Origin of the sequence: Paeniglutamicibacter sp. Y32M11, from assembly GCF_019285735.1 — a bacterium.
Classification (GTDB): domain Bacteria; phylum Actinomycetota; class Actinomycetes; order Actinomycetales; family Micrococcaceae; genus Paeniglutamicibacter.
The window spans coordinates 285669-305735 of the sequence record NZ_CP079107.1; the positions used below are offsets into that span (position 1 = coordinate 285669).

General features: G+C 60.1%; 15 protein-coding genes, 1 tRNA gene and 1 other RNA gene. 5 read left to right on the top strand and 12 right to left on the bottom strand.

Features of this window, described 5'->3' with window-relative positions; genetic code table 11:
• Positions 1-78 precede the first annotated feature (78 nt).
• The 4 genes from KUF55_RS01340 to KUF55_RS01355 form a co-directional block, all read right to left on the bottom strand.
• The gene (locus KUF55_RS01340) at positions 79-3510 is read right to left on the bottom strand and encodes a DNA polymerase III subunit gamma and tau (protein WP_218817763.1); all 3432 of its coding nucleotides are present in this window, start codon (positions 3508-3510) and stop codon (positions 79-81) included.
• Positions 3507-4427 (bottom strand): tRNA glutamyl-Q(34) synthetase GluQRS, encoded by a 921-nt coding sequence (gluQRS, locus tag KUF55_RS01345; RefSeq protein WP_218817764.1) that lies wholly within the window; start codon positions 4425-4427, stop codon positions 3507-3509. The genes KUF55_RS01340 and gluQRS overlap by 4 nt, the downstream gene beginning before the upstream one ends.
• A gap of 62 nt (positions 4428-4489) precedes the next feature.
• Positions 4490-4586: signal recognition particle sRNA small type (gene ffs, locus KUF55_RS01350), an RNA gene on the bottom strand.
• A 54-nt stretch (positions 4587-4640) separates the two neighbouring features.
• Positions 4641-5948: an HNH endonuclease signature motif containing protein gene (locus tag KUF55_RS01355; protein ID WP_218817765.1), complete on the bottom strand. Its 1308-nt coding sequence runs from the start codon at positions 5946-5948 to the stop codon at positions 4641-4643.
• Between the two features lie 448 nt (positions 5949-6396).
• On the opposite strand from KUF55_RS01355, the gene KUF55_RS01360 reads away from it, so the two are divergent.
• Both KUF55_RS01360 and KUF55_RS01365 read left to right on the top strand, forming a co-directional pair.
• Positions 6397-6481: transfer RNA gene (locus tag KUF55_RS01360), tRNA-Ser, on the top strand.
• A gap of 162 nt (positions 6482-6643) precedes the next feature.
• Positions 6644-7420 carry a response regulator transcription factor gene (locus tag KUF55_RS01365; protein WP_218818667.1) on the top strand — a complete coding sequence of 259 codons (777 nt, stop codon included), beginning with the start codon at positions 6644-6646 and terminating at the stop codon, positions 7418-7420.
• Here KUF55_RS01365 and KUF55_RS01370 read toward each other — a convergent pair.
• The 3 genes from KUF55_RS01370 to KUF55_RS01380 all read right to left on the bottom strand — a co-directional run bounded on the left by KUF55_RS01370 (position 7410) and on the right by KUF55_RS01380 (position 11032).
• Positions 7410-7814, bottom strand: coding sequence for an Hpt domain-containing protein (locus KUF55_RS01370; RefSeq protein WP_218817766.1), 405 nt, complete (start codon positions 7812-7814; stop codon positions 7410-7412). The genes KUF55_RS01365 and KUF55_RS01370 overlap by 11 nt on opposite strands.
• Positions 7815-8147: 333 nt before the next feature.
• On the bottom strand, positions 8148-9401 hold the full coding sequence (locus KUF55_RS01375) for a cell wall metabolism sensor histidine kinase WalK (protein ID WP_218817767.1): 1254 nt from the start codon (positions 9399-9401) through the stop codon (positions 8148-8150).
• A 605-nt stretch (positions 9402-10006) separates the two neighbouring features.
• Complete coding sequence (locus KUF55_RS01380; RefSeq protein WP_132364345.1) at positions 10007-11032, bottom strand: isopenicillin N synthase family oxygenase; 1026 nt, start codon at positions 11030-11032, stop codon at positions 10007-10009.
• A 180-nt stretch (positions 11033-11212) separates the two neighbouring features.
• Here KUF55_RS01380 and KUF55_RS01385 point away from each other — a divergent pair, with 180 nt between their 5' ends.
• Positions 11213-11512 carry a type II toxin-antitoxin system VapB family antitoxin gene (locus KUF55_RS01385; RefSeq protein WP_132364347.1) on the top strand — a complete coding sequence of 100 codons (300 nt, stop codon included), beginning with the start codon at positions 11213-11215 and terminating at the stop codon, positions 11510-11512.
• A gap of 7 nt (positions 11513-11519) precedes the next feature.
• Positions 11520-12146: a LytR C-terminal domain-containing protein gene (locus tag KUF55_RS01390; RefSeq protein WP_132364350.1), complete on the top strand. Its 627-nt coding sequence runs from the start codon at positions 11520-11522 to the stop codon at positions 12144-12146.
• A gap of 58 nt (positions 12147-12204) precedes the next feature.
• On the opposite strand, the gene KUF55_RS01395 is transcribed toward KUF55_RS01390, so the two are convergent.
• Positions 12205-12927, bottom strand: a complete 723-nt coding sequence (locus tag KUF55_RS01395) for a DsbA family protein (RefSeq protein WP_132364353.1) — start codon at positions 12925-12927, stop codon at positions 12205-12207.
• A 232-nt stretch (positions 12928-13159) separates the two neighbouring features.
• Entirely contained in the window at positions 13160-14524 is a 1365-nt protein-coding gene (locus KUF55_RS01400) for an amino acid permease (protein WP_255557419.1), read from the bottom strand.
• A 288-nt stretch (positions 14525-14812) separates the two neighbouring features.
• On the opposite strand from KUF55_RS01400, the gene KUF55_RS01405 reads away from it, so the two are divergent.
• On the top strand, positions 14813-15463 hold the full coding sequence (locus KUF55_RS01405; RefSeq protein WP_255557224.1) for a YoaK family protein: 651 nt from the start codon (positions 14813-14815) through the stop codon (positions 15461-15463).
• Here KUF55_RS01405 and KUF55_RS01410 read toward each other — a convergent pair.
• The 3 genes from KUF55_RS01410 to aceA form a co-directional block, all read right to left on the bottom strand.
• Positions 15460-16671 (bottom strand): MFS transporter, encoded by a 1212-nt coding sequence (locus tag KUF55_RS01410; RefSeq protein ID WP_218817769.1) that lies wholly within the window; start codon positions 16669-16671, stop codon positions 15460-15462. The two genes, KUF55_RS01405 and KUF55_RS01410, sit on opposite strands and share 4 nt — an antisense overlap.
• A 302-nt stretch (positions 16672-16973) precedes the next feature.
• Positions 16974-18611: a malate synthase A gene (gene aceB, locus KUF55_RS01415; RefSeq protein WP_168151866.1), complete on the bottom strand. Its 1638-nt coding sequence runs from the start codon at positions 18609-18611 to the stop codon at positions 16974-16976.
• Positions 18612-18753: 142 nt separating this feature from the next.
• On the bottom strand, positions 18754-20055 hold the full coding sequence (gene aceA / locus KUF55_RS01420; protein WP_132364365.1) for an isocitrate lyase: 1302 nt from the start codon (positions 20053-20055) through the stop codon (positions 18754-18756).
• Positions 20056-20067: the final 12 nt, after the last annotated feature.

The following is a 20067-nucleotide window of genomic DNA, read 5'->3' on the forward strand; positions in this document are numbered from 1 at the left end:
CCTAATCTTGCTGTTCCTTGCAATTACGTACCGTGAAGCAGACACTACACGCTCACTCCGACGCTAGACGGGGGTGGATCAGCGCGGCCGATTGGGGCGCTCGATCACCGTGCCGTGCGCATCGCGCTCCTCGATGATCCGGCCATTAAGCAGCCGTTCGATGGCCGGGACACCGATCAACGAGGAATCCTCAATCTCGATGTCGTCGTCACTGGGGACAAATTCTGTATCCTCCGATACTACCGGAGCAGCGGGTGTCGGGGCGCTGGGAGTAGGGGCCGGAGTTCTCCGCGGACGGGCGAAATCCGGGGCATCTGCGGGGTTTCCCCAGGCGCCAGCGGCCGGGTCGGTGGTGATCGGGATGTGCGCCGGCCGCGGAGCGGCATCAACAACGCCGTTGGCCCGGTTCATGAGCCGCTGGTAGCGCGATAACTTGCCACCATTGGCCGGTGATCCGGCGCCCGAGGACGCCGCCGGAGCGGTACTCACCTGTTCCGGTGCCTGTACGGGCATGCCCCACGTGGCCGCGGAGGCACCCGGAGGAGGCGCCACCGGACGGTCGGCAGCACCGTAGGATGGGGCCGGAGCCACATATCCCTTGGGCGTGACGGGTGGTGGGGCAGCCGGCAATGAAGCATCGTTTGCCGGCGTTGCGGCAGACTCTGGGGCCGGTGCCGCGGGGTTTCCGGGCACGAAGGAACCAGCCTCTGACTCCCATTCGGGCACCGGTACCGAAGAGGCATCCCAGTCTCCGCCGCCGTCGTCCCATGGCTCCGAATCCCAGCTGGGTTCCTCACCGTAGCCCGGATCATCGGAGGCAGACTCCGTGGTGACCTGCGTGGGCGCGGGTTGCGGTGCTGGAGCTGCAGGTGCAGGTGCAGGAGCAGCCGGTGTTTCGACCTGTTGAGGCGCCGGCGCAGCGGGCGTCGCGACAGGTGCTGGAGCTGCGGGCGCAGGCGCAGCAGGGACCTCGGATGCAGCGGGTGCTTGAACCGGGGCATGCACAGGCTCGGCGGCCGCTACACGTTCGGGTCCGGCGGGCTCACTGGAAGGGGCGGGGGCGGCATACTGCTGTGGTGCGTTGTGCGCTGGACCAGTGGTCACCGCCGGCTCGGGCCGGCGATCAACTTTTGGGCCAGAACCACCCGCGGGTGCGGACCCTCCCGCTGCGATGACCAGTTCAATATTGGTGCCCAGTACCTTTTGGATGCTGTGCGCCAGAACTGCGACGTTTTCCTGCCGTGCGGTGAATGCCGTCATGGCCCCCGTGTGGGCAAAGCTGACGGTTAAGGTGCGGCCGTCGAAGCCCGTCACCGAGGCATTGGGCGCCACCATCATCCAGAGGAACTTCTTGTTGGTCTTAAGTTCCTCGAGGATGTCGGGCCAGGCTCGGCGGAACATTTCCACCGAGCCGGTGCCACCGGGCTGCGCGGGGCGAGCCTGCGTTGGTGCCTGTTGCTGCGGCGGCATATGGCCCTGCTGCTGAACAGGAGCTTGTTGACGCTGTACCGGGGGCTGGGCCGCCGCTGGTCGCTGTCCCTGTTGCTGCATGTTCTGCTGCGCCACGGGAGAATGCTGTTGCTGTTGCTGTTGCTGTTGCTGTTGCTGTTGCTGTTGCTGTTGCTGTTGCTGTTGCGCTGCACGCTGTTCGGCAGCAGCACGTTCTGCCGTGGCACGTTGCTCTGCTGCGGCGCGTTCGGCGGCAGCACGTTCGGCAACGGCACGCTGTTCGGAAGCTGCCTTTTCTTGCGCTGCCCGTTCGCTCGCTGCCTGTGCGGCGGCTGCGCGTTCGCGTTCCGCCTGATCTGCTCGAGCCTTCTTGGCAAAGTCGGCCATGGCCTGATTCTGCTGGATCGGCGCGGGCTCAGAGGCTGGTGCTGGCGCAGCTGGGACGCCCTCAACGTCATCTTCCGGGCCACGATCGGGCAGGATGCTAAACGGCGGAACATCGGCAGGTGGGTGTACCGGAGTGCCCTGTGCCGGCGAAACCGGCTCCGTCACCGGATTGCTGGGTCCCTCGTCCACGGGGCCCCAAGTGCCACCCCAATCGGCGGGATTTGGTGTCGAATCCTCAACGGTTGATGCTGGTTCAACCGGTGCCGCACTGGCCACCGGTTCGGGGTCGACGACCTCGGATGCAGCGGGTGCCGGGGTTTCCGGGGTCTGCGGAGCCGAAGCGTCGCTCGGGGCAACCTGAGCTTCTGCTGCACCGCCGACCTTCTGAGCGCGGGCAGCGCGCAGGGCTTCACGCACCGCCGCGGCACCAGCCCCGGCGTTTTCTCCCTCGTAACCTCCAGCGATGGCCTGTGCGCCATCGCTGGAGGACATCGGTGGAATCTCGTCGCCGGCAAAGGATAGCCGGCGTTCGACTCGATCCATCCGCGCGTTAAAACCGCGTTCGGTGGCATCGGAAGCGGGCAATAGCAAACGAGCGCAGAGTAACTCAAGGTGCAAGCGTGGTGAGGTAGCGCCGCTCATTTCGGTGAGTCCGGCGTTGGTCACATCCGCCCAGCGGCTGAGCTCGGCCTGACCCAGTCCCGCGGCCTGGGCCTGCATGCGGTGCAGCTGATCTTCGGGTAGCCCACGAATGATCTGCGCCGCGTTTTCGGGCACTGCCCGAACAATAATCAGGTCGCGGAATCGCTCCAGAAGGTCCTCGACGAATCGTCGCGGGTCGTGCCCGGTCTGCACCACGCGGTCAACCGCGGCAAAGACGGTGGCGGCGTCGCCCGCGCCCAGCGCGTCGACCACATCGTCAAGGAGTGTGGCGTGGGTGTAGCCCAGCAGGGAAACGGCCAACTCGTAGTCCAAGCCGTTGGGTCCGGCTCCAGCAATCAACTGGTCAAGGACGGACAGTGAATCGCGGACGGATCCACCACCGGCGCGGATGACCAGAGAGAGCACACCAGGTGCCGCCTCGACGCCCTCGGCGGTGCACAGGTACTCGAGGTAGTTGATCAGCGGTTCGGGTGGTACCAGTCGGAACGGGTAGTGGTGGGTGCGCGAACGGATCGTCCCGATGACCTTGTCGGGCTCGGTCGTCGCAAAAATAAACTTGATGTGTTCCGGCGGCTCTTCGACGATCTTCAGCAGCGCGTTGAAACCCGCCGAGGTGACCATATGGGCCTCATCGATGATGAAGATCTTGTAGCGATCACGCACCGGGGCGAAGGTAGCGCGCTCGCGTAGGTCTCGTGCGTCATCAACGCCACCGTGGGAGGCCGCGTCAATCTCGATCACGTCGAGGGACCCCGGGCCGCCACTGGCTAGTTCAATGCAGCTGGGGCAGGTGCCGCACGGCGTCGGTGTTGGACCCTGGGCACAATTCAGGCAGCGGGCAAGGATGCGGGCAGAAGTGGTCTTGCCACAACCGCGCGGACCCGAGAAGAGATAGGCATGATTGACCCGGTTTTTTTCCAGGGCCGTCATCAGCGGCGTGGTGACATGTTCCTGCCCGATCACGTCCGCGAAATTGTCTGGACGGTAGCGACGGTAAAGAGCTGTACTCACGATGGCCACCCTATCGGTTTTCCGGTGCCAAGGGCATTCGGATCGGTTGAGAATACCCACGGGTCGGTGGGCAATAATGCGGGATCAAAGGCCGTCAGCGCCTCCTGAAGCGAGCCCGTGGGCAATCCCAGTGAGGTCAGAATCATGGCCCGGGCTGCCTCAACGTTGATGCCAGATGCCGCCAGCTGGGCAAGCGTGACAGCACCATCACGTTTGGCCAGACGCCTTCCGTCGGCGTTCAGCGCCAGCGGGACATGGGCATACGTTGGCGGCTGGTAGTCCATTAGCTGCGCCAAATACGACTGCCGTGGGGCTGAAGAGAGTAGGTCATCGCCACGGACAACCTGATCGATGTTTTGTGCCCCGTCATCAACGACCACTGCCAAGTTGTAGGCGGGGACCCCATCATTGCGCAGCACCACAAAGTCATCAACGACGCCCGTATACGAACCGTGCAACTCGTCGTAGATCGTGAAGCTGTCCACCTCGGTACGCAGTCGAAGGGCGGCCGGGCGCAACTCGCGCTTGGCGGCTCGACCCGCCTCGGTGAGGTTTCGGCAAGTCCCGGGGTAGGTGCCGGGGGCGCCATGCGGAGCGCTGGAGGCTTCGGCGATGTCCCGACGGGTGCAGAAACATTCATAGAGCAGGCCGCGAATGCGCAGGTCCGAGATGGCCTGGGCGTAAAGCTCGGAACGTTCGGATTGCCTGACGATTTCGCCGTCCCAGACAAGTCCAATGGCCGCGAGGTCGGCCAGCTGGAGGGATTCGGCGCCGGCGCGGGCCCGGTCAAGATCCTCGACCCGCATCAGGAACGTGCGGTGGGTTGAACGGGCGAAAAGCCAGGCCAAGATCGCCGTTCGGAGGTTACCAAGATGCAGTTCCCCTGACGGGCTCGGGGCAAACCGTCCGGCACCCATGAACTACTCCTTTTCGCCCTTCGGCTCCGCGAAGAAATCGGTCATCAATTCCCCGGGCAGATAGTAAAGGCCCCTCATGCACCTGCCAGAGCCCATCTACCCTTGCTACCTTCCGGTCCTGGGGGAGTTCAACAGGATGACACCACATGAGGGGCCGACAAGTAGTCTACCCGAGGTAGGCCCTTGCCCCGAAATCCACTTTCTTGGAGCCACTCACGGCACCTCTTCGGGGTCGACTGGAGGCTCCGGAAATCCCGGAATATTCTCTGTTTCATCCCAACCGAGGAGGCGCCGCGTGGGGGCATCGATGCTGACTCCGGGGAGCATTAACTGGATCGGCGGCGGATCTGGGTTCAATGGACGCGGACAGAGCAAGCCGTCGGGTAGTTCCAGCTGAGTCACGCCATGGGGCGTGCGCCACTGCAGCGAACCGTTGCCAAGATGAATGACCTGCCAGCCCAACACGTGCTTGTAAATCTGATGCCTTTTGCACAAGAGCTGCGCATTGTGAACCGAGGTTGCCCCGCCCCGACTCCACTCCTCAATATGGTCAAATTCGGAGAGAGCGGGGGGACGTCGGCAACCCGGAAAGCGGCAGTGCTCGTCCCTGACACGCAAAAAATCACGCAAGGCTTTTGACGGTTTGTAGCGCTTGCGGCCCAGATCCAAGATTGAGCCGGTCCATGGGTCAGTCAGTATCGGCTTGAGTGAGGGCGCCTTCACGGCGAGCCGCATGGCAACACCGAGGGGGATCGGCCCGTAGCCCTCTAAATTGGCGATACCCCGTTCGGGGTTGGTGAGGAGTTCCAACGCCGGAATGGTCAGTCCCACAAACAAAGCAGGTTTCCTCTTCGGCTGACCTGGCCAGCCATCGATGAGAGAATCTCGAAACACGTCGGCACGGAGCTGGCCCAGAGGGCGTTCCTGTTCGCTGGAAAGCAGCAAATTGGCATGGGTCGAGACGGTGTTGAAGATCGTCAGCACGTCCTCTGCCGGCAGGTAGGCCTGCAATACTGCCATTCCGTCTTCTTCAGGCCACCACAACAGGGACCGTCCCATTTCTGCTCGGGATCGACGATCGGCCGCGGGCTGAGGATGCAAACGTTCGCGTGCCCGCTTGATGCGCAGCGCCATCGCTGCGTCCGAAGCCGTGGTTGCGGTGGGCAGCAGACTTGCCTCGATCTGTTGGGCGGTTGCTCGGGGGATGCCGCGGGTCTGTTTCACCAACGTGGCCGCCGTGCGGCCGGTAATTTTCCCTGTGTACAGGGCGAAGAGCGAGCGCTCGTGAACGTAACGCAGGCCCTCGGCAACGGCCAAGCGGTTGAAGGTGGACCGCTCGGAGGTCCGGGTTGCCATCGCGGCCTCCGCGACAAAGGACGATCGGTTGAGGTCCTGATCTGCGCCCGAGACGGGATACCCGTGCTCCTCGATCTCCCGCTTGTAATCAAAAAGTGTGGGGTTCTCTTCCGACAGGGGCGTGGGCATGCCGCGTTGCACCATCTCGCTGGTGTCGGCCAGCAACGTTGATTCCAATCCGTCGAGCATCGCTCTGATCCGGCCAAGCTCTCGCAGCTGAATGAGACCTTGGCCCGGGTTTTGGGGGCATTGCATCGATGTGAGCTTCGCAACGGCCAGCATCAAGGGATTTCGTTCCAGTTGTCCCTCGATGCAGGCTGTCCATGCACCATCCAGTCCAGCGTAGTATCGAGCTCCGGGTGGTGGGGCACTGCGGTCCTCGGGCCCTGAAATGCTTTGATGTTCGGCGAACTTTCCCATGTTTCAGTACAGCGCGGGGCAACTGGTCGTGGTTCATTTCCGGTGCTAACTGTGGACCGGAGAACTCTTGTCTGGAGTGGTGTGGGGGAAGGTGGCGCTTTGGCCGCAAGGTGATTCGGGCGGGGTGTTTGGATGCCGATTAGTTGTCACCAAAAATGTCCGCTATGCTAGAACCTGCTCTTTGGAGCAAGCTGGAGGATTCGCCTAGCGGCCTATGGCGCACGCCTGGAACGCGTGTTGGGTTAACGCCCTCAGGGGTTCAAATCCCCTATCCTCCGCGGATACGGTATCGGTCTTGACTTGAGAAATCTCGTCAAGGCCGATTTCGTTTTAAGAAGTGACTCGCATGCCCGATCTTGAGGCCATAATCGTTAGACTAACGATGTGGGCATTGCGAATCCTCTGATTCGTCGACCGGAATCAGCGGAAAGGTGAGCGCAGTGAATGAGAGTCGAATCGCAGTAGTCATAGAAGACGACGCGGATATTCGTGGATTACTTGACATCGTTCTAAGTCAATCAGGATTTAATGTTCACTCTACGGATTCCGGAGTCACGGGCATCGAGCTGGTTAAGTCTCATGAACCCGATTTGGTGACGCTGGATATTGGGTTGCCCGATATCGACGGTTTTGAAACCGCTCGCCGTATTCGGACAATTTCCGATGCGCACATTCTGATGCTGACGGCCCGCACAGATGAAATCGATACCGTGTTAGGTCTTGAATCGGGAGCCGATGAGTATGTCACTAAACCGTTTCGCCCTCGCGAACTTCGTGCACGAGTCGATGCGATCATGCGCCGACGCGCCCATTTTCCGAGCCCGCTGAACCTCGAGGTTCCGATGTCTGCCACCGCGGCTGAGGAGACTACTGACGCTTCGTCCGACACACCGGCACGCACTCTCAACGGCTTGGTGCTGAACGTAGAAACCTTTTCGGTCCATGTTGAGGGTGAAATTAGGAGTGTCACTCCCACAGAATTTGTTCTGCTGGATGCGCTGCTCAGCGCCAGAGGACGAATCCGAACGAAAGCCGATCTAGTTCGACGTTTGCGAGACGAAGACCGAGATGCGGGCACATATGTGTCGACAGCCGATGAACGATCCGTGGAAGTCCATGTGGGAAATCTGCGCCGTAAACTTGGCGACTCGGTCGTAGAACCACGCTGGATAGAAACGGTGCGCGGAGTGGGCTATCGATCGGTGGCTAGTCGCTAGAATCCTGGAGATAGGACTTTAAGGCATGCTCGGCAAAGCCCGGTTTGGTCAGTATCTGAAGGACACCGATTCCAGCTTGTTTGATTTGTTCTATGAGTTCACATTGCATACTCGCATTTTCATGTCTGAACGCGGAATGAAGAAGTAGCGCTAGGCGGGCCAGCTCCTTGGCTCCGGCCATGGTGGCTGCGGTTCCTAGCGAAAGTGCGGCGTCCTCTCCCGCGTGGGCATCTCCAGTGGCGAGTGCACTGATGAGTCTCGAAATGCGTGTTGGCCACATCGACTCGAAATTGGTGATGAACGTATTTACCGATTCCGTGCCGAGCTCCGAACCCAGTTTGCCTAAAGTTTTGGTGCTCAGCGTGTCTTTTGGGCACGCCGGATGGGTTGTCATGCAACTTATCATTGCTCATGAAGCTCACGAACAGCTCCAGATGACTGCAAATCTACCTCAAGGTATATCCATGAAATCTTGAGGTATTTGTGCGTGATTATTGCCTGTTCCAGGACGAAATATTGACGGTCATGGGGAATAGTACTGAGTGGTCGGCGTTCGTAATTGTATGGATTTGGCCAAGTTGCAATGGGCGCGGGGTGTGACGAGTCCTTTGCGGCCAATCGTTGGTTCGTCGCTCGCTACTTGGGGGCGTGAGCGACCAATTGTGAACCAACATGCGGGGGTCCTAAACGTAACTAGGACCCCCGCTCCATAAATTCTGGCGAGAAGCTACCGCAATCCCGGCGATGCTTGGGGGGACTCAACGTTCTCCGCGGGAGAATGCTGATGATCATTCGAGGACTTACGTGGCAGCGTGACGGTCATTCGCGTCCCGGTGCCAAGCTCACTTTCGGCAGTGATTTTTCCTCCGTGTGCCTCCACCAACTCATGGCTGATTGCCAAGCCAAGCCCGACCCCGGGCAGCCCGGAGCGACGAGCGGCATCGGTTCTGAAGAAGCGGGTAAAAAGTCCCTTCAAGTCCTCTGCCGACATGCCGTGTCCGGTGTCCGAGACGGTCAACGAAATTTCCTTGTTGCTGCAATTCATTTCAACCATGACAGAACCTCCTGCGTCCGTGTACTTGAGCGCGTTAGATACTAGATTGTCCACAACCTGGCCCAACCTCAGGGCATCGCCCAGCACGGGTTCGTGGCAGAGAGATCCCTCGATCAGTTTTATGCCGGCACTGGCTGCGCGGGGCGACATTGATTGAACCTGGCTGTGGATCACTGCACCAAGGTCGATTGCGGTGATACTGACTTGTTGATGGACGGCCGCCGCGGTGAGCAGGTCGTTGACCATGCGCAACATGCGTTCTGCATTACGCGAGAGCACGTCCACTGATTGACGCTGGGATACAGCGAGCTCGGGGTCCTCTTCCAGAAGCTCCAGATATCCCAGAATGGAAGTCAACGGAGTACGTAATTCATGGCCCACGTTGGCCAAGAATCGGCTCTTAGTTCGAGAGGCTTCAATCAGCGGTGTGATGTTCTTGAACATCACCACTGCACCGTCATATTCTCCATCCTCGTCGAAGAAGGAGCGGGCTGAGATGGACAGATACATCGGATCGCTAAGCGGTCCCATGGCGAAGAGTTCGTCGGTGAATTCTTCCTGTCCGATGGCGCGCTTCACCGGTCGTTCCTCGGAATCCAACAGTCTTGGAAGCGTTTCGTACGCCAAGGAGACGGCCCGGATCAATAACTGAGACTCGTTGGGGTCTTGATTCTCCGACGGTGTGGCGTGCCGATGCTGGAACCGTTGGATGTCGTTCATGAACACATCGTTGCCATTGCGATCCACTACCACTACACCGATGTTGGCCGCGTTAAGAACCGCATTAAGCAGGTGTTCTTGGTGTCGACTCGAGTCCAGCGTGGTGCGCAGCTGACTCTCCGCAAGGGCGGTGTTTTGCTCGACAATGACTGTGCTCGTGGCTAGCGCCAGTATGGACAGCGGAATCAGCAGAGGTTTGGCGAACATCCCCGGTTCCATTAACTGGTCGTTGTGCCAAAGCTGCAACCACGTCGCCGCCAGCGGAACAATGAAGGACAGACACAACGTCAGCCGCGGGACGAGCCCGGACCACGCGAACCAGAAGACGGGAAAGGCAATAAGGAGGCTGACCCCGCTGAGCCACTTGTACGCACCGATAGCACACAAGGTAGCGGATAGAAGCCCTATGCTCGGAACCAGCAGATATAGCTTCGGCGAAGGCAAAGACTCCCATGGAATCGTCCACGCCAATGCGCTGTTGACCAACGTCACTAGGACCCCGGAGACAAAAAGCGGCTCCCCGAAAAGCTGTACTGGGGCGACGATGACAGCCAAAAGACAGCACATAAGCACCGCTATCAGCATCGGCATCTGCGACAAACCGACTTTGCGGCTCAGTGGCAACGCAGAAAAAGGTACACCACCGGTTACGAGCCGAGGTATTCGGAGTGATAGGCACTGGTCCTTTGGCTGCTCCTGCGATGATGCGCTCATGGAATCTAGTCTAGGGAGTGTCTCTCCGCAAGCATGGCAGTGGCGCATTCAAGTAAATGGTGGTGGGAGTCCCACCACCATTTACTTAGCGGATCGGTTTACTTCACGAGCTGCGGGTAGTGCGCCTTGGCCGTCTGCGGGTGGGCACGGAGCCAGCCCTTGAGGACGTTGGCACCGTAGGAGGCCAACATGGGGTTCTGCGGATCGTCCGAGACGCCACGAGCATCGGCTGCCAACTCGGCAGGCAGTGGCACCGGGTTGATGACGGAGTCCAAACGTGGGGAGAAGAAGAACGGCACCGAGTAGCGATCCACTCCCGCGGGTGGGGCAATCACGCGGTGGATGGTGGCCATCAGGTATCCGTTGGTTGCAACCTCAAGCATTTCGCCGATGTTGACTACCAAGGCGCCCTCGATTGGCTCTACGGAAATCCATTCGTCTTGGCCGTAGGGCTTGACCTGCAGCCCGCCGACGGCGTCCTGCAATAGCAGGGTGATGAATCCATAATCTGCGTGGGCACCCACACCCTGGTTTCCTGCCTCGGGGACGAGGCCGCCGCCGACGTAATGCACCAGCTTGCCCATCCAAGCCGGGCTCTGGGCGAAGGGTTCGTCGAAGTATTCTTCCGGGAGACCGAGTCCCACTGCCAGCGCAGAAAGCAGCTCGGCGCCGACGGTGTTCATCAACTGAGACCAATCCATGGCGGCGGTTTCCAGGCGGGGGAAATTCGTCGGCCACTGGTTCGGTCCCTGTAAGTTCAGGTAGGGCGCATCGGCCGGGACATCGGTGAGGACCTCACGCTCGGGTCCATAATCGATTTGTTCTCTTGAATCGGCGCGGCCACGGGTGATCTCGGCACCGAGCCGAGTGTATCCGCGGAACTGGGCCGAGGTTCGGTTATCGAGCTCAAGCTTCTGTTCAACTGGCAAGGCGAAGAAATCAGCCAAGGTCTTAAGCAGGTTCTTCGTCGTGTCCGGGCCGGCACCAAAGCCGGTGATCTGGAAGAAGCCCACTCGGTGGGCGGCATCACGCAACGCCGTAACGAAGTGTTCATCAAACGTGCCATCGGCACGACGTGCTGTAGACATATCTAGGACCGGAACGGTGGTGAGGACTGTACTCATGACTCTAGGATGCACCCGGATGACATGTTTGTGACAGCAGAAGTTACCCCACGTTCCGTATTGTGAATCCATGCGTCGTGACCCTTGACTTGGGTCCCCGATTCACCTATTCACACAACGACTCGCACAAAAAACGGCTAATCGGTCCAAAATCGCACCGAAGTTTCCTAAGCTGGGTGAGTGATCTTCAAATCCGTCGGCGATTCGCGCCCGTACCCGGAACACGGCTACGAAACCCCCAAGGACTGGGCCTCCGTGGCCCCCATGCAGGTTCGCCTTGATGAGCTGGTGACGACCAAGAGTATTTTGGACCTCTCAGCGCTGCTGGCCGAGGACTCCACGTTCTTCGGTGACCTGTTCCCGCACGTCGTGCAGTGGCAGGGTACCCGTTATCTCGAGGACGGTCTGCACCGAGCTGTTCGCACGGCACTACACCAACGTTCGATCTTGCATGCCCGAGTGCTGATTTTGGAGGACTGAGGGGAACATGGGGCACAATCCGGACCCGAAGGAGTGGCATGGCCACCACATCATTACCGAAGACGAATTGGCTAGCCCTGAATTCACCATTGATGCCAAACATCGTCGACGGAGAATTATCCGGCGGCGGGTCATTTTGACGCTGACGCTGCTGATTCTGATGGCCGCTTTGGTCATGGCCTATCTCGTGAAGACTCGCACGGTGGTGATCGATGCACTCGAGCCACAGCCGGTGGTGCAGGCTCCCGTAAAGGTTAGTGAAGCCTGCCCAACGCAGAAATTTAACTATGCCGATCCGAAGAAAATGACGGTGAACGTCATGAACGGCACGCAAGTTGCTGGCCTTGCTGGTGCCACAGCAACGAAGCTCAAGAAACGCGGCTTCAAGGTTGGGAATGTGGGTAATGCCCGACTCTCCAAGGCCGATGTGGTGGGTGCGATAACCTCCGGACCAGACGGCTACGCGCAGGCCATGACGGTGCAACGCAATATCAAGGATCTGACGTACGTGTATGACGCCAAGCGCAAGGGCAGCGCGGTGGATGTGGTTATCGGGACCAAATACGGGGACCTTGTCGAGGAAAAGAAGGTCAACAAGAAGCCAGGAAAGCTTGGCTGTACCCCCAAGAAATAAGCTATGGCGGCTCCGGCGCGTGCCGGAGCCGCCACAACTTGATGATGGCTATCAGCGCTTAGTTGCAACCCTCCGGGCCGCAGGTGGCACCATCTGCGGACGGTGTGCCAAGCATTTGCAGTTCCTCACCGCCGATTTCCTTCCAGACCTGGCCGAGGGCCTGCGCAAAAACCTCGGTGGGCTGGGCGCCGGAAATCCCATACTTGTTTTCCAAGACGAAGAACGGCACCCCGGTTACGCCCAGCTCGCGGGCGCGAACCCCATCGGCACGTACGGCATCGGCATACTTGTCGCTGCCGAGAACTTCGGCTGATTCTGCCGGGTCAAGTCCGACCGTGTCGGCGATGCCCTGCAGCGCTTCTGCGTCTCCGGTGTTTACACCCTGTTCGAAGTGTGCAGAGAGCAGCGCTTCCTTCATCTGGTTGCCTAGACCCCGTTCCTTAGCCAGAGCCAGCAATCGCAAGGCTGTAAAGGAATTGGCGACATGGAGGGACTCGAAGTCATACTTCAATCCTTCGCCCGCGGCCTGCGTGGTGACGTGCTCCAGCATGCCGGCGACCTGCTCGGTTCCCATGCCCTTGATCTGCGAAAGATACTGAAGTTCGCTGCCCTCAAAGTGCTCGGGCAATGATGGGTCCAGTTGGAACGCATGCCAATTCACGTCGACCTGCTGGCCAAAGGGAAGCTCGGCAACGGCCTTTTCGAAGCGACGCTTACCAATGAAGCACCATGGGCAGGCAATGTCGGAATAAATGTCAACGCTCAAACGAGTTTCAGTCATGCCTGTGGCAACAGCTGGCGCATGGTGCGTATTCCCGCTGTTTTGTCGGGCTGAGCGGCAAAACGACTACGGCTTCCTCGCCTGGTCCATACATAGGCGGTTTGGCTCGTCGACCGAATCCGCCGCAGGTCTTCCGCGATCATGAAAACTGCCGCATAAAAAGCGTTAGCCGAGCAGCTCCATGAGCTGCTCGGCTAACACTTGAAAAAAGAGATGCGTTTTGGCGGACCGGTTATCGTGCCTCGACGGAAACCGAATCGCGTCCGGTCTCGTCGACAAGCTCGGCACGTTCGTGGCCCTTGCCGCGCACCCACACCTTGTAGGCAACGAACAAGAACGCGATCCATACAGCGCCCACGACCAATGCAATGCGCGTATCGGGGATGATGCCCAGCAGCACAATCACAAAGCCCATGAAGGCGAGTGCCACGTAGGATGCGGCAGGCCACCAGGGGGAGGGGAACTCGGAGGCCAGCAGGCCCTCGCGCTTAATGGTCCGCTTCATGGAGATGTGTGAAAGCAGGATCATGACCCACACCCAGACGGTGGCGAAGGTGGCGATCGAGGCGATGATCAGGAACAGCGATTCGGGTAGTACCGCGTTGAGCACCACGCCGGCCAGCAGCACGATGCCCATGGTCAGTACCGTCATCCAAGGGACCCCATGACGGGAGATCTTGGAGAAGGAGGCCGGCGCGTGACCCTGCTGAGCGAGGCCAAACATCATGCGCCCGGCACCGAAGATATCGGAGTTGATTGCGGAGATTGCTGCGGTGATGACCACGGCGTTCAGAATGTGCGCAGCGGCGGGAATACCCAAGGAGTCGAAGATCTGCACAAACGGGCTACCGTCGGTGCCGACCTGGTTCCAGGGGTAAATCATCATCAAGATGCCCAGGGTGCACACGTAAAAGAGCAGAATTCGAATGGGCACGGTGTTGATGGCCTTGGGCACAACATCCTTGGGATTCTGCGCTTCACCGGCCGTGATGCCGATGGTTTCGATGCCACCGAAGGCAAACATTACGATGGAGAAGGACGCCAGCAGGCCCCAGAATCCGTTGGGGAAGAATCCTCCGGCAGCCAATAGGGTGCCGATTCCGGGGTTCGCCTCGGCGGGCAGACCGAAGCCGAAGAGTACGATCAGCACGCCGCCGAGAATCATGGCGATGATGGCAGAGACCTTGATCAGCGACAGCCAGAATTCGGTCTCGCCGAACACCTTGACCTTCATCAGGTTCAATGCGGCAATGAAGAAGACCACGGCCAGGATCCAGATCCAGCGTGGCACATCGGGGAACCAGAACCCCATGTAAATGCCGAAGGCTGTCACATCGGCAATGGCCACGATCGCCATTTCGAAGGCAAAGGTCCAGCCGGTGATAAAGCCGGCAAACGGGCCCAGATATTTGGACGCGTACTGGCCGAACGAGCCGGAAACCGGGTGTCGCACCGCCATCTCACCCAATGCGCGCATGACCATGAAGACTGCGGCTCCACCGACCATGTAGGCCAGCAGGACCGCGGGGCCCGCTGCCTGGATAGCGGATGCGGAACCGTAAAACAGACCGGTGCCGATGGCCGAACCGAGGGCCATGAACCGGACGTGGCGGACATTAAGTCCGCGGGAAAGCGCCTGGGCAAATTGGGGCACGAAAATAAACCTTAAGTTGGAGGGGCTTATCTAATGGTAAGTCGAGGGCTCTGCTCCGCCATGATCCGGTGGCAGGGATCACCCGCCTGACCGCTGGTGCGAGGCCTAGACTGTGAAGAAGATCCGGCTGTTGCCAAGCGGCAACGGGATTTTCACCAGCAGCAGGTGCCCGGCTGGGTGCACAACGTCGTGTCAGGGCACGGATGGAAGCGAGTGAATGTGGCACGGTCTTTGGGCAGGAAGGCAATGGCCTATGCCGGTGGATTAACCGCCATTGCAGGTTTTATTGATGGCGTGGCATTCATCCACTTCGGCGGGTACTTCGTCTCGTTCATGAGCGGCAATTCAACGCGCTCCAGCGCGGAACTGGCCCGCGGAAACTTTAGCGCGTGGGCCATGGCCATCGCCCTGGTGATCTGCTTTGTCTTCGGGGTGGCCGCAGCGACGCTGGCCAGCAATGTTCCCTCGGTACATCGGCGAGGGGCAGTGTTATCGGTGTCTAGTTTCTTCTTGCTCGCCGCGGCACTGACGGCGCTTGGACCTGCGAGTTTCTTCACGGCACTGCTGTTGTCCACCTCGATGGGAGCAATCAATGCCACCTACACCAGACGCGGCGAGGTCAGCGTCGGGCTGACCTACATGACCGGGGCACTGGTGAAGATGGGACAGCACCTCGCCGCTGCGCTGGTGGGCGGTCCGAAGTGGGCCTGGCTACCCTACGGAGCGCTCTGGATCATGATCACGATCGGATCCTTCGTCGGAGCATTGGTGTACCTGCGACTGGGGCTGATGGGCCTTTGGATTGCCGTCGCAGCATTGCTGGTGTGGACGGTCGTTGCCTTCGTGCGAGACAGCCCCGAACGTATCTTCCGCGCGAGTTAGAGCGCCTGGCGGCGAGCCCCGCTCTGGTGACGTCCATGCACCATGAAGTAGACCCCGATGCCGAAGATTACCAAGAGGGTTAGCATGCCGAACATGCCGGTGTAACCCAGATGGGGGATGAGCAGGCCCAGGGCAATGGGGCCGAACCCGATGCCGACATCGAGCATCAGGAAGAACGTTGAGGTGGCCACGCCCAGCTCGGCAGGTGGAGCCGCCGATACGGCAATGGCCTGGGCGCAAGGCATTAATGCGCCAAAGCCGAGACCCGCGAAGGCCGCGGCAAGAGCGACGGTGAGGTTGCTGGGTTCAAACGCAAGGGCTGCCATGCCAATGACGAACACCACCAGCAAGGGGTACATGATGGCGTTATCTCCCTTGAGGTCCTGAATGCGTCCGGCAAAGAGCCGAGAGACCAACACGGTGGCCGCGTAAACAATGAAGAACCAGCTGGCTGCCGCGGTCATCGACTTGGAAAGGAGATACGGAGCGAGGAAGGACACCACGCCGGAGTAGGCGATGCCGCACACCAGAATGACCAGGGAGATGGGCAGTGCCGAGGGGCTGACGATGGAACGCAAGAAGCTGCCCTGGCGCGTTGCGGAGGCGCTCAACTGTGCCGTGCGCGGTGGTTCGGGCATGCGGACCAGCAACGTGAAGACCAATGCTGCCGTCGAGAAGATGGTGCAAAAGACGAAGACCGAGGTGTAGTTGCCACTGCCAGCGAGCAATACCGCCAAGAATGGTCCTACGGCGGTAGACAAAGTGGTTGAGAGACCGAAGTAGCCGGTACCTTCACTTCGTCGCGACGCGGGAATCAGTGACTGCACGGCCGTGGCGATGGCGGTGTTGGCCATGCCAAACGCCATGCCGTGGGCGATGCGGACCACTAGCAATAGGGGGAGCGTTCCGCTGAAGCCGTAGAAGACCGATACGACGGCGAAGAGGCCAAGAGCGAAGATCGCCAGTCGTTTGCGACCCATGATCTGCAACAATTTGCCGGCGAATAGCCGGGAAATGACGGACCCAATGACAAACGCGCTGGAGGCAAGTCCCGCGGCGGTATCCGAGGCGTGGAACCTGTCCACGGCATACAGGGCCATGGAGGTCATCAACAGGTAGAAGACCATGGAAATGAAGAGGTTGGCGAGTCCCGCAAGTAAGAAATCTCGGGTGAAGAGTTTCGTTGGCGGAATGGCAGGCTGGCTCACCGGGCTCCTTCAAGAAGTGATAACGACGGATGGCCGCGCGGAGGGCCAACTCTTCATTATTGACCTGTAAGTGGGCCATTGGAGGGCAAATTCGAATTCCTGGTGGTGCTCTTGGCGACAGGGTGGAGAGTTTTTCGTCTCGTTCTGGACCCTTCGATCCCCGCCGCCAAAGAATCGTCCCCACCCGGTATTGCGTGGCCGGGTGGGGACGAAAGGAGGTTATGAAGTTGTATCTTGGTGACGGAATCCAAGGGGGGATCGCGTCATTGCGCTGGTCCCTTGACCCCGCCTCCACAGATTTTCTAGCGTGTTGCGGCTTCCAGTGACTTGGCCTCGCGGAGGTAGCGGTTGTAGGCCTGAACGGTGAGGAAGGTTGGGAAGTCCTCCCGCAAGGCACATGCTTCAAAAATTTCGCGTGCGTCTTCGAAGCGATCTCCCTCAAAGCGTGAGAGCTTCTCGAACTCTTCCTCGGTCATGTCCTCAACCCACGATCGAGAAATCAATTCGCCGGTGTCGGTGATGGCTGCCTGCTGGATCCACTGCCAGATCTGTGAGCGTGAGATCTCCGCGGTTGCAGCATCCTCCATGAGGTTGTGGATGGCTACTGCGCCGTTGCCTCGCAACCAGGCTTCCATGTAGCGGATGCCCACCTCGATGTTGTTACGGATGCCTGCCTCGGTGATCTTGCCTTCGGTCCCGGCGATGTTCAACAGCTCCTTGTCATCCGGGGTGACGTCTTCACGGGTCCGTTCGCGCTGGTTGGGGTTTTGCCCCAGAACAGCGTCGAAGACCTCTCGAGCAACCGGAACCAGGTCGGGGTGGGCCACCCAAGAACCGTCGAAGCCGTCGTTGGCCTCGCGGGTCTTATCGGCACGCACCTTCTCCAGAGCCACGGTGTTGACTGCTTCATCCTTGCGGTTGGGGATGAAGGCAGCCATGCCGCCGATGGCCATGGCACCGCGGCGGTGGCAGGCCCTGACCAATTGCTCGGTGTAGGAGCGCATGAACGGGGCCGTCATGGTCACCAGGGAACGATCCGGGAGAACAAAGCGCGGGCCACGGGAACGGAAGTTCTTGATGATGGAGAAGATGTAGTCCCAGCGGCCGGCGTTCAGCCCCGAAGCGTGCTCGCGCAGCTCGTAGAGGATCTCTTCCATTTCGAAGGCGGCGGTGATGGTTTCGATGAGTACCGTGGCGCGGATCGTGCCCTGCGGAATGCCCACCAAATCCTGAGCCAAAACGAAGACATCATTCCAGAGGCGAGCCTCCAGGTGGTTCTCGATCTTCGGCAGGTAGAAGTACGGTCCGCGGCCCTGGGAAATCAGACGCTGAGCGTTGTGGAAGAAGTGCAGACCGAAATCGACCAATGCGCCGGAAATCGGCTTGCCGGCTACCAACAGGTTCTTCTCCGGCAGGTGCCAGCCACGCGGGCGGACCACGATGGTGGGCAGATCGGTGAGCTTCTGGCCGGTGAGCTTGTATTCCTTGCCCTCGGGGGACGTGAAATCGATGGTGCGATCCAGAACTGCACGCAGATTCAGCTGCCCGTTGATGACATTCGACCAGGTGGGGGTCGAGGAATCCTCGAGGTCCGCCAGCCAGACCTTGGCTCCGGAATTCAAGGCGTTGATGGCCATCTTGCGGTCCGTGGGGCCGGTGATTTCCACGCGGCGATCCTCCAGACCGGGTGCGATGGGGGCAACCTGCCAGCTTGCATCGTCGCGGATGAACGCAGTCTCGGGACGGAACTTCGGGTCCGAGCCGTTGGCGATACGAGCGCGGTTCAGCTGACGGGTCTGCATGAGTTCAGCGCGGCGTCCGTCGAATGCCTTGTGGAGCTGAGCCAGGAAGTCCAGCGCTTGTGGGGTGAGGATTTCTTCCTGCCGGCGGACTGGGGCAGCGACCAAAGTAATACCGTTCAGGGTGATTGGATCGTTCATGGCTGTGACTCCTTCTTGGATCAAATGTTTATGGGTGGGATGTGTGCCTGGCGGCAGGTGGGCCAAGGCGGAGTGGCCCGGTGGGGCCGACCGTGTTCGGTCGACCCCACCGATGCCGTGGGCGGGAAAACGCCCGGGGTGTTTAGTGGAACTGTCCGGCTTCGGTGGATCCGGCCAGGGCCAGGGTCGAGGCGTTCGGGTTCAGAACGGTGGCGATGTCGTCGAAGTAGCCGGTGCCGACCTCGCGCTGGTGCTTGGTGGCGGTGTAGCCGCGTACCTCGGAGGCGAATTCCGCTTCCTGAAGCTCGACGTAGGCGCTCATGCCGTCACGGGCGTAGCCGTGGGCCAAGTTGAACATCGAGTGGTTCAGGGCGTGGAAGCCGGCGAGGGTGATGAACTGGAAGGTGAAGCCCATGGCACCGAGTTCGCGCTGGAACTTGGCGATGGTTGCATCGTCTAGGTGCTTCTTCCAGTTGAAGGAAGGGGAGCAGTTGTAGGAGAGCATCTGGTCCGGGAAGTCGGCCTTGACTGCCTCGGCGAACTTGCGTGCCAGTTCCAGGTCCGGGGTGCCGGTCTCCATCCAGATGAGGTCGGAGTACGGTGCGTAGGCCTTGGCCCGGGCGATGCAGGGTTCGATGCCGTTGGTGACCTTGTAGAAGCCTTCGGCGGTGCGCTCGCCGGTGATAAACGGCTTGTCGCGCTCATCAACGTCCGAGGTGATCAGGGTTGCTGCCTCGGCGTCGGTGCGAGCGATGACGACGGACGGTGTGCCGGCGACGTCTGCTGCAAGGCGAGCGGCGTTCAGGGTGCGAACGTGCTGCTGGGTCGGGATCAGGACCTTGCCTCCCAAGTGACCACACTTCTTTTCGCTGGCGAGCTGATCTTCCCAGTGGACACCTGAGGCGCCCGAGGAAATCATCGACTTCATCAGCTCGTAAGCGTTTAGCGGGCCGCCGAAGCCGGCCTCTGCATCGGCCACGATCGGGACGAGCCAATCCTCGACTGTCTTGATGCCCTCGGCGTGCTCGATCTGGTCGGCGCGAAGCAGTGCGTTGTTGATGCGGCGCACCACCAGCGGTACCGAGTTGGCCGGGTAGAGCGACTGGTCCGGGTAGGTCTGACCGGCGAGGTTGGCATCTGCGGCAACCTGCCAGCCGGAAAGGTAGATGGCTCGAAGGCCGGCCTTGACCTGCTGTACAGCCTGGTTGCCGGTCAAGGCGCCCAGTGCGTTGGTGTATCCGCCGGTCGGTGCTTCCTCGGTGAGCTGCTTCCAGAGCTTCTGTGAACCTCGCTTGGCCAGCGTGTGCTCTTCCTGTACCGAGCCCTGGAGCTTCACGACGTCGGCTGCCGAGTAATCACGAGTAGTTCCGGTCCATCGCGGGTTGTTTGCCCAATCCTCTTCGATTGCTGCGATGCGGGTTTCGGTCGAATTTTGCTCGGTCATTGCCTTCTCCTT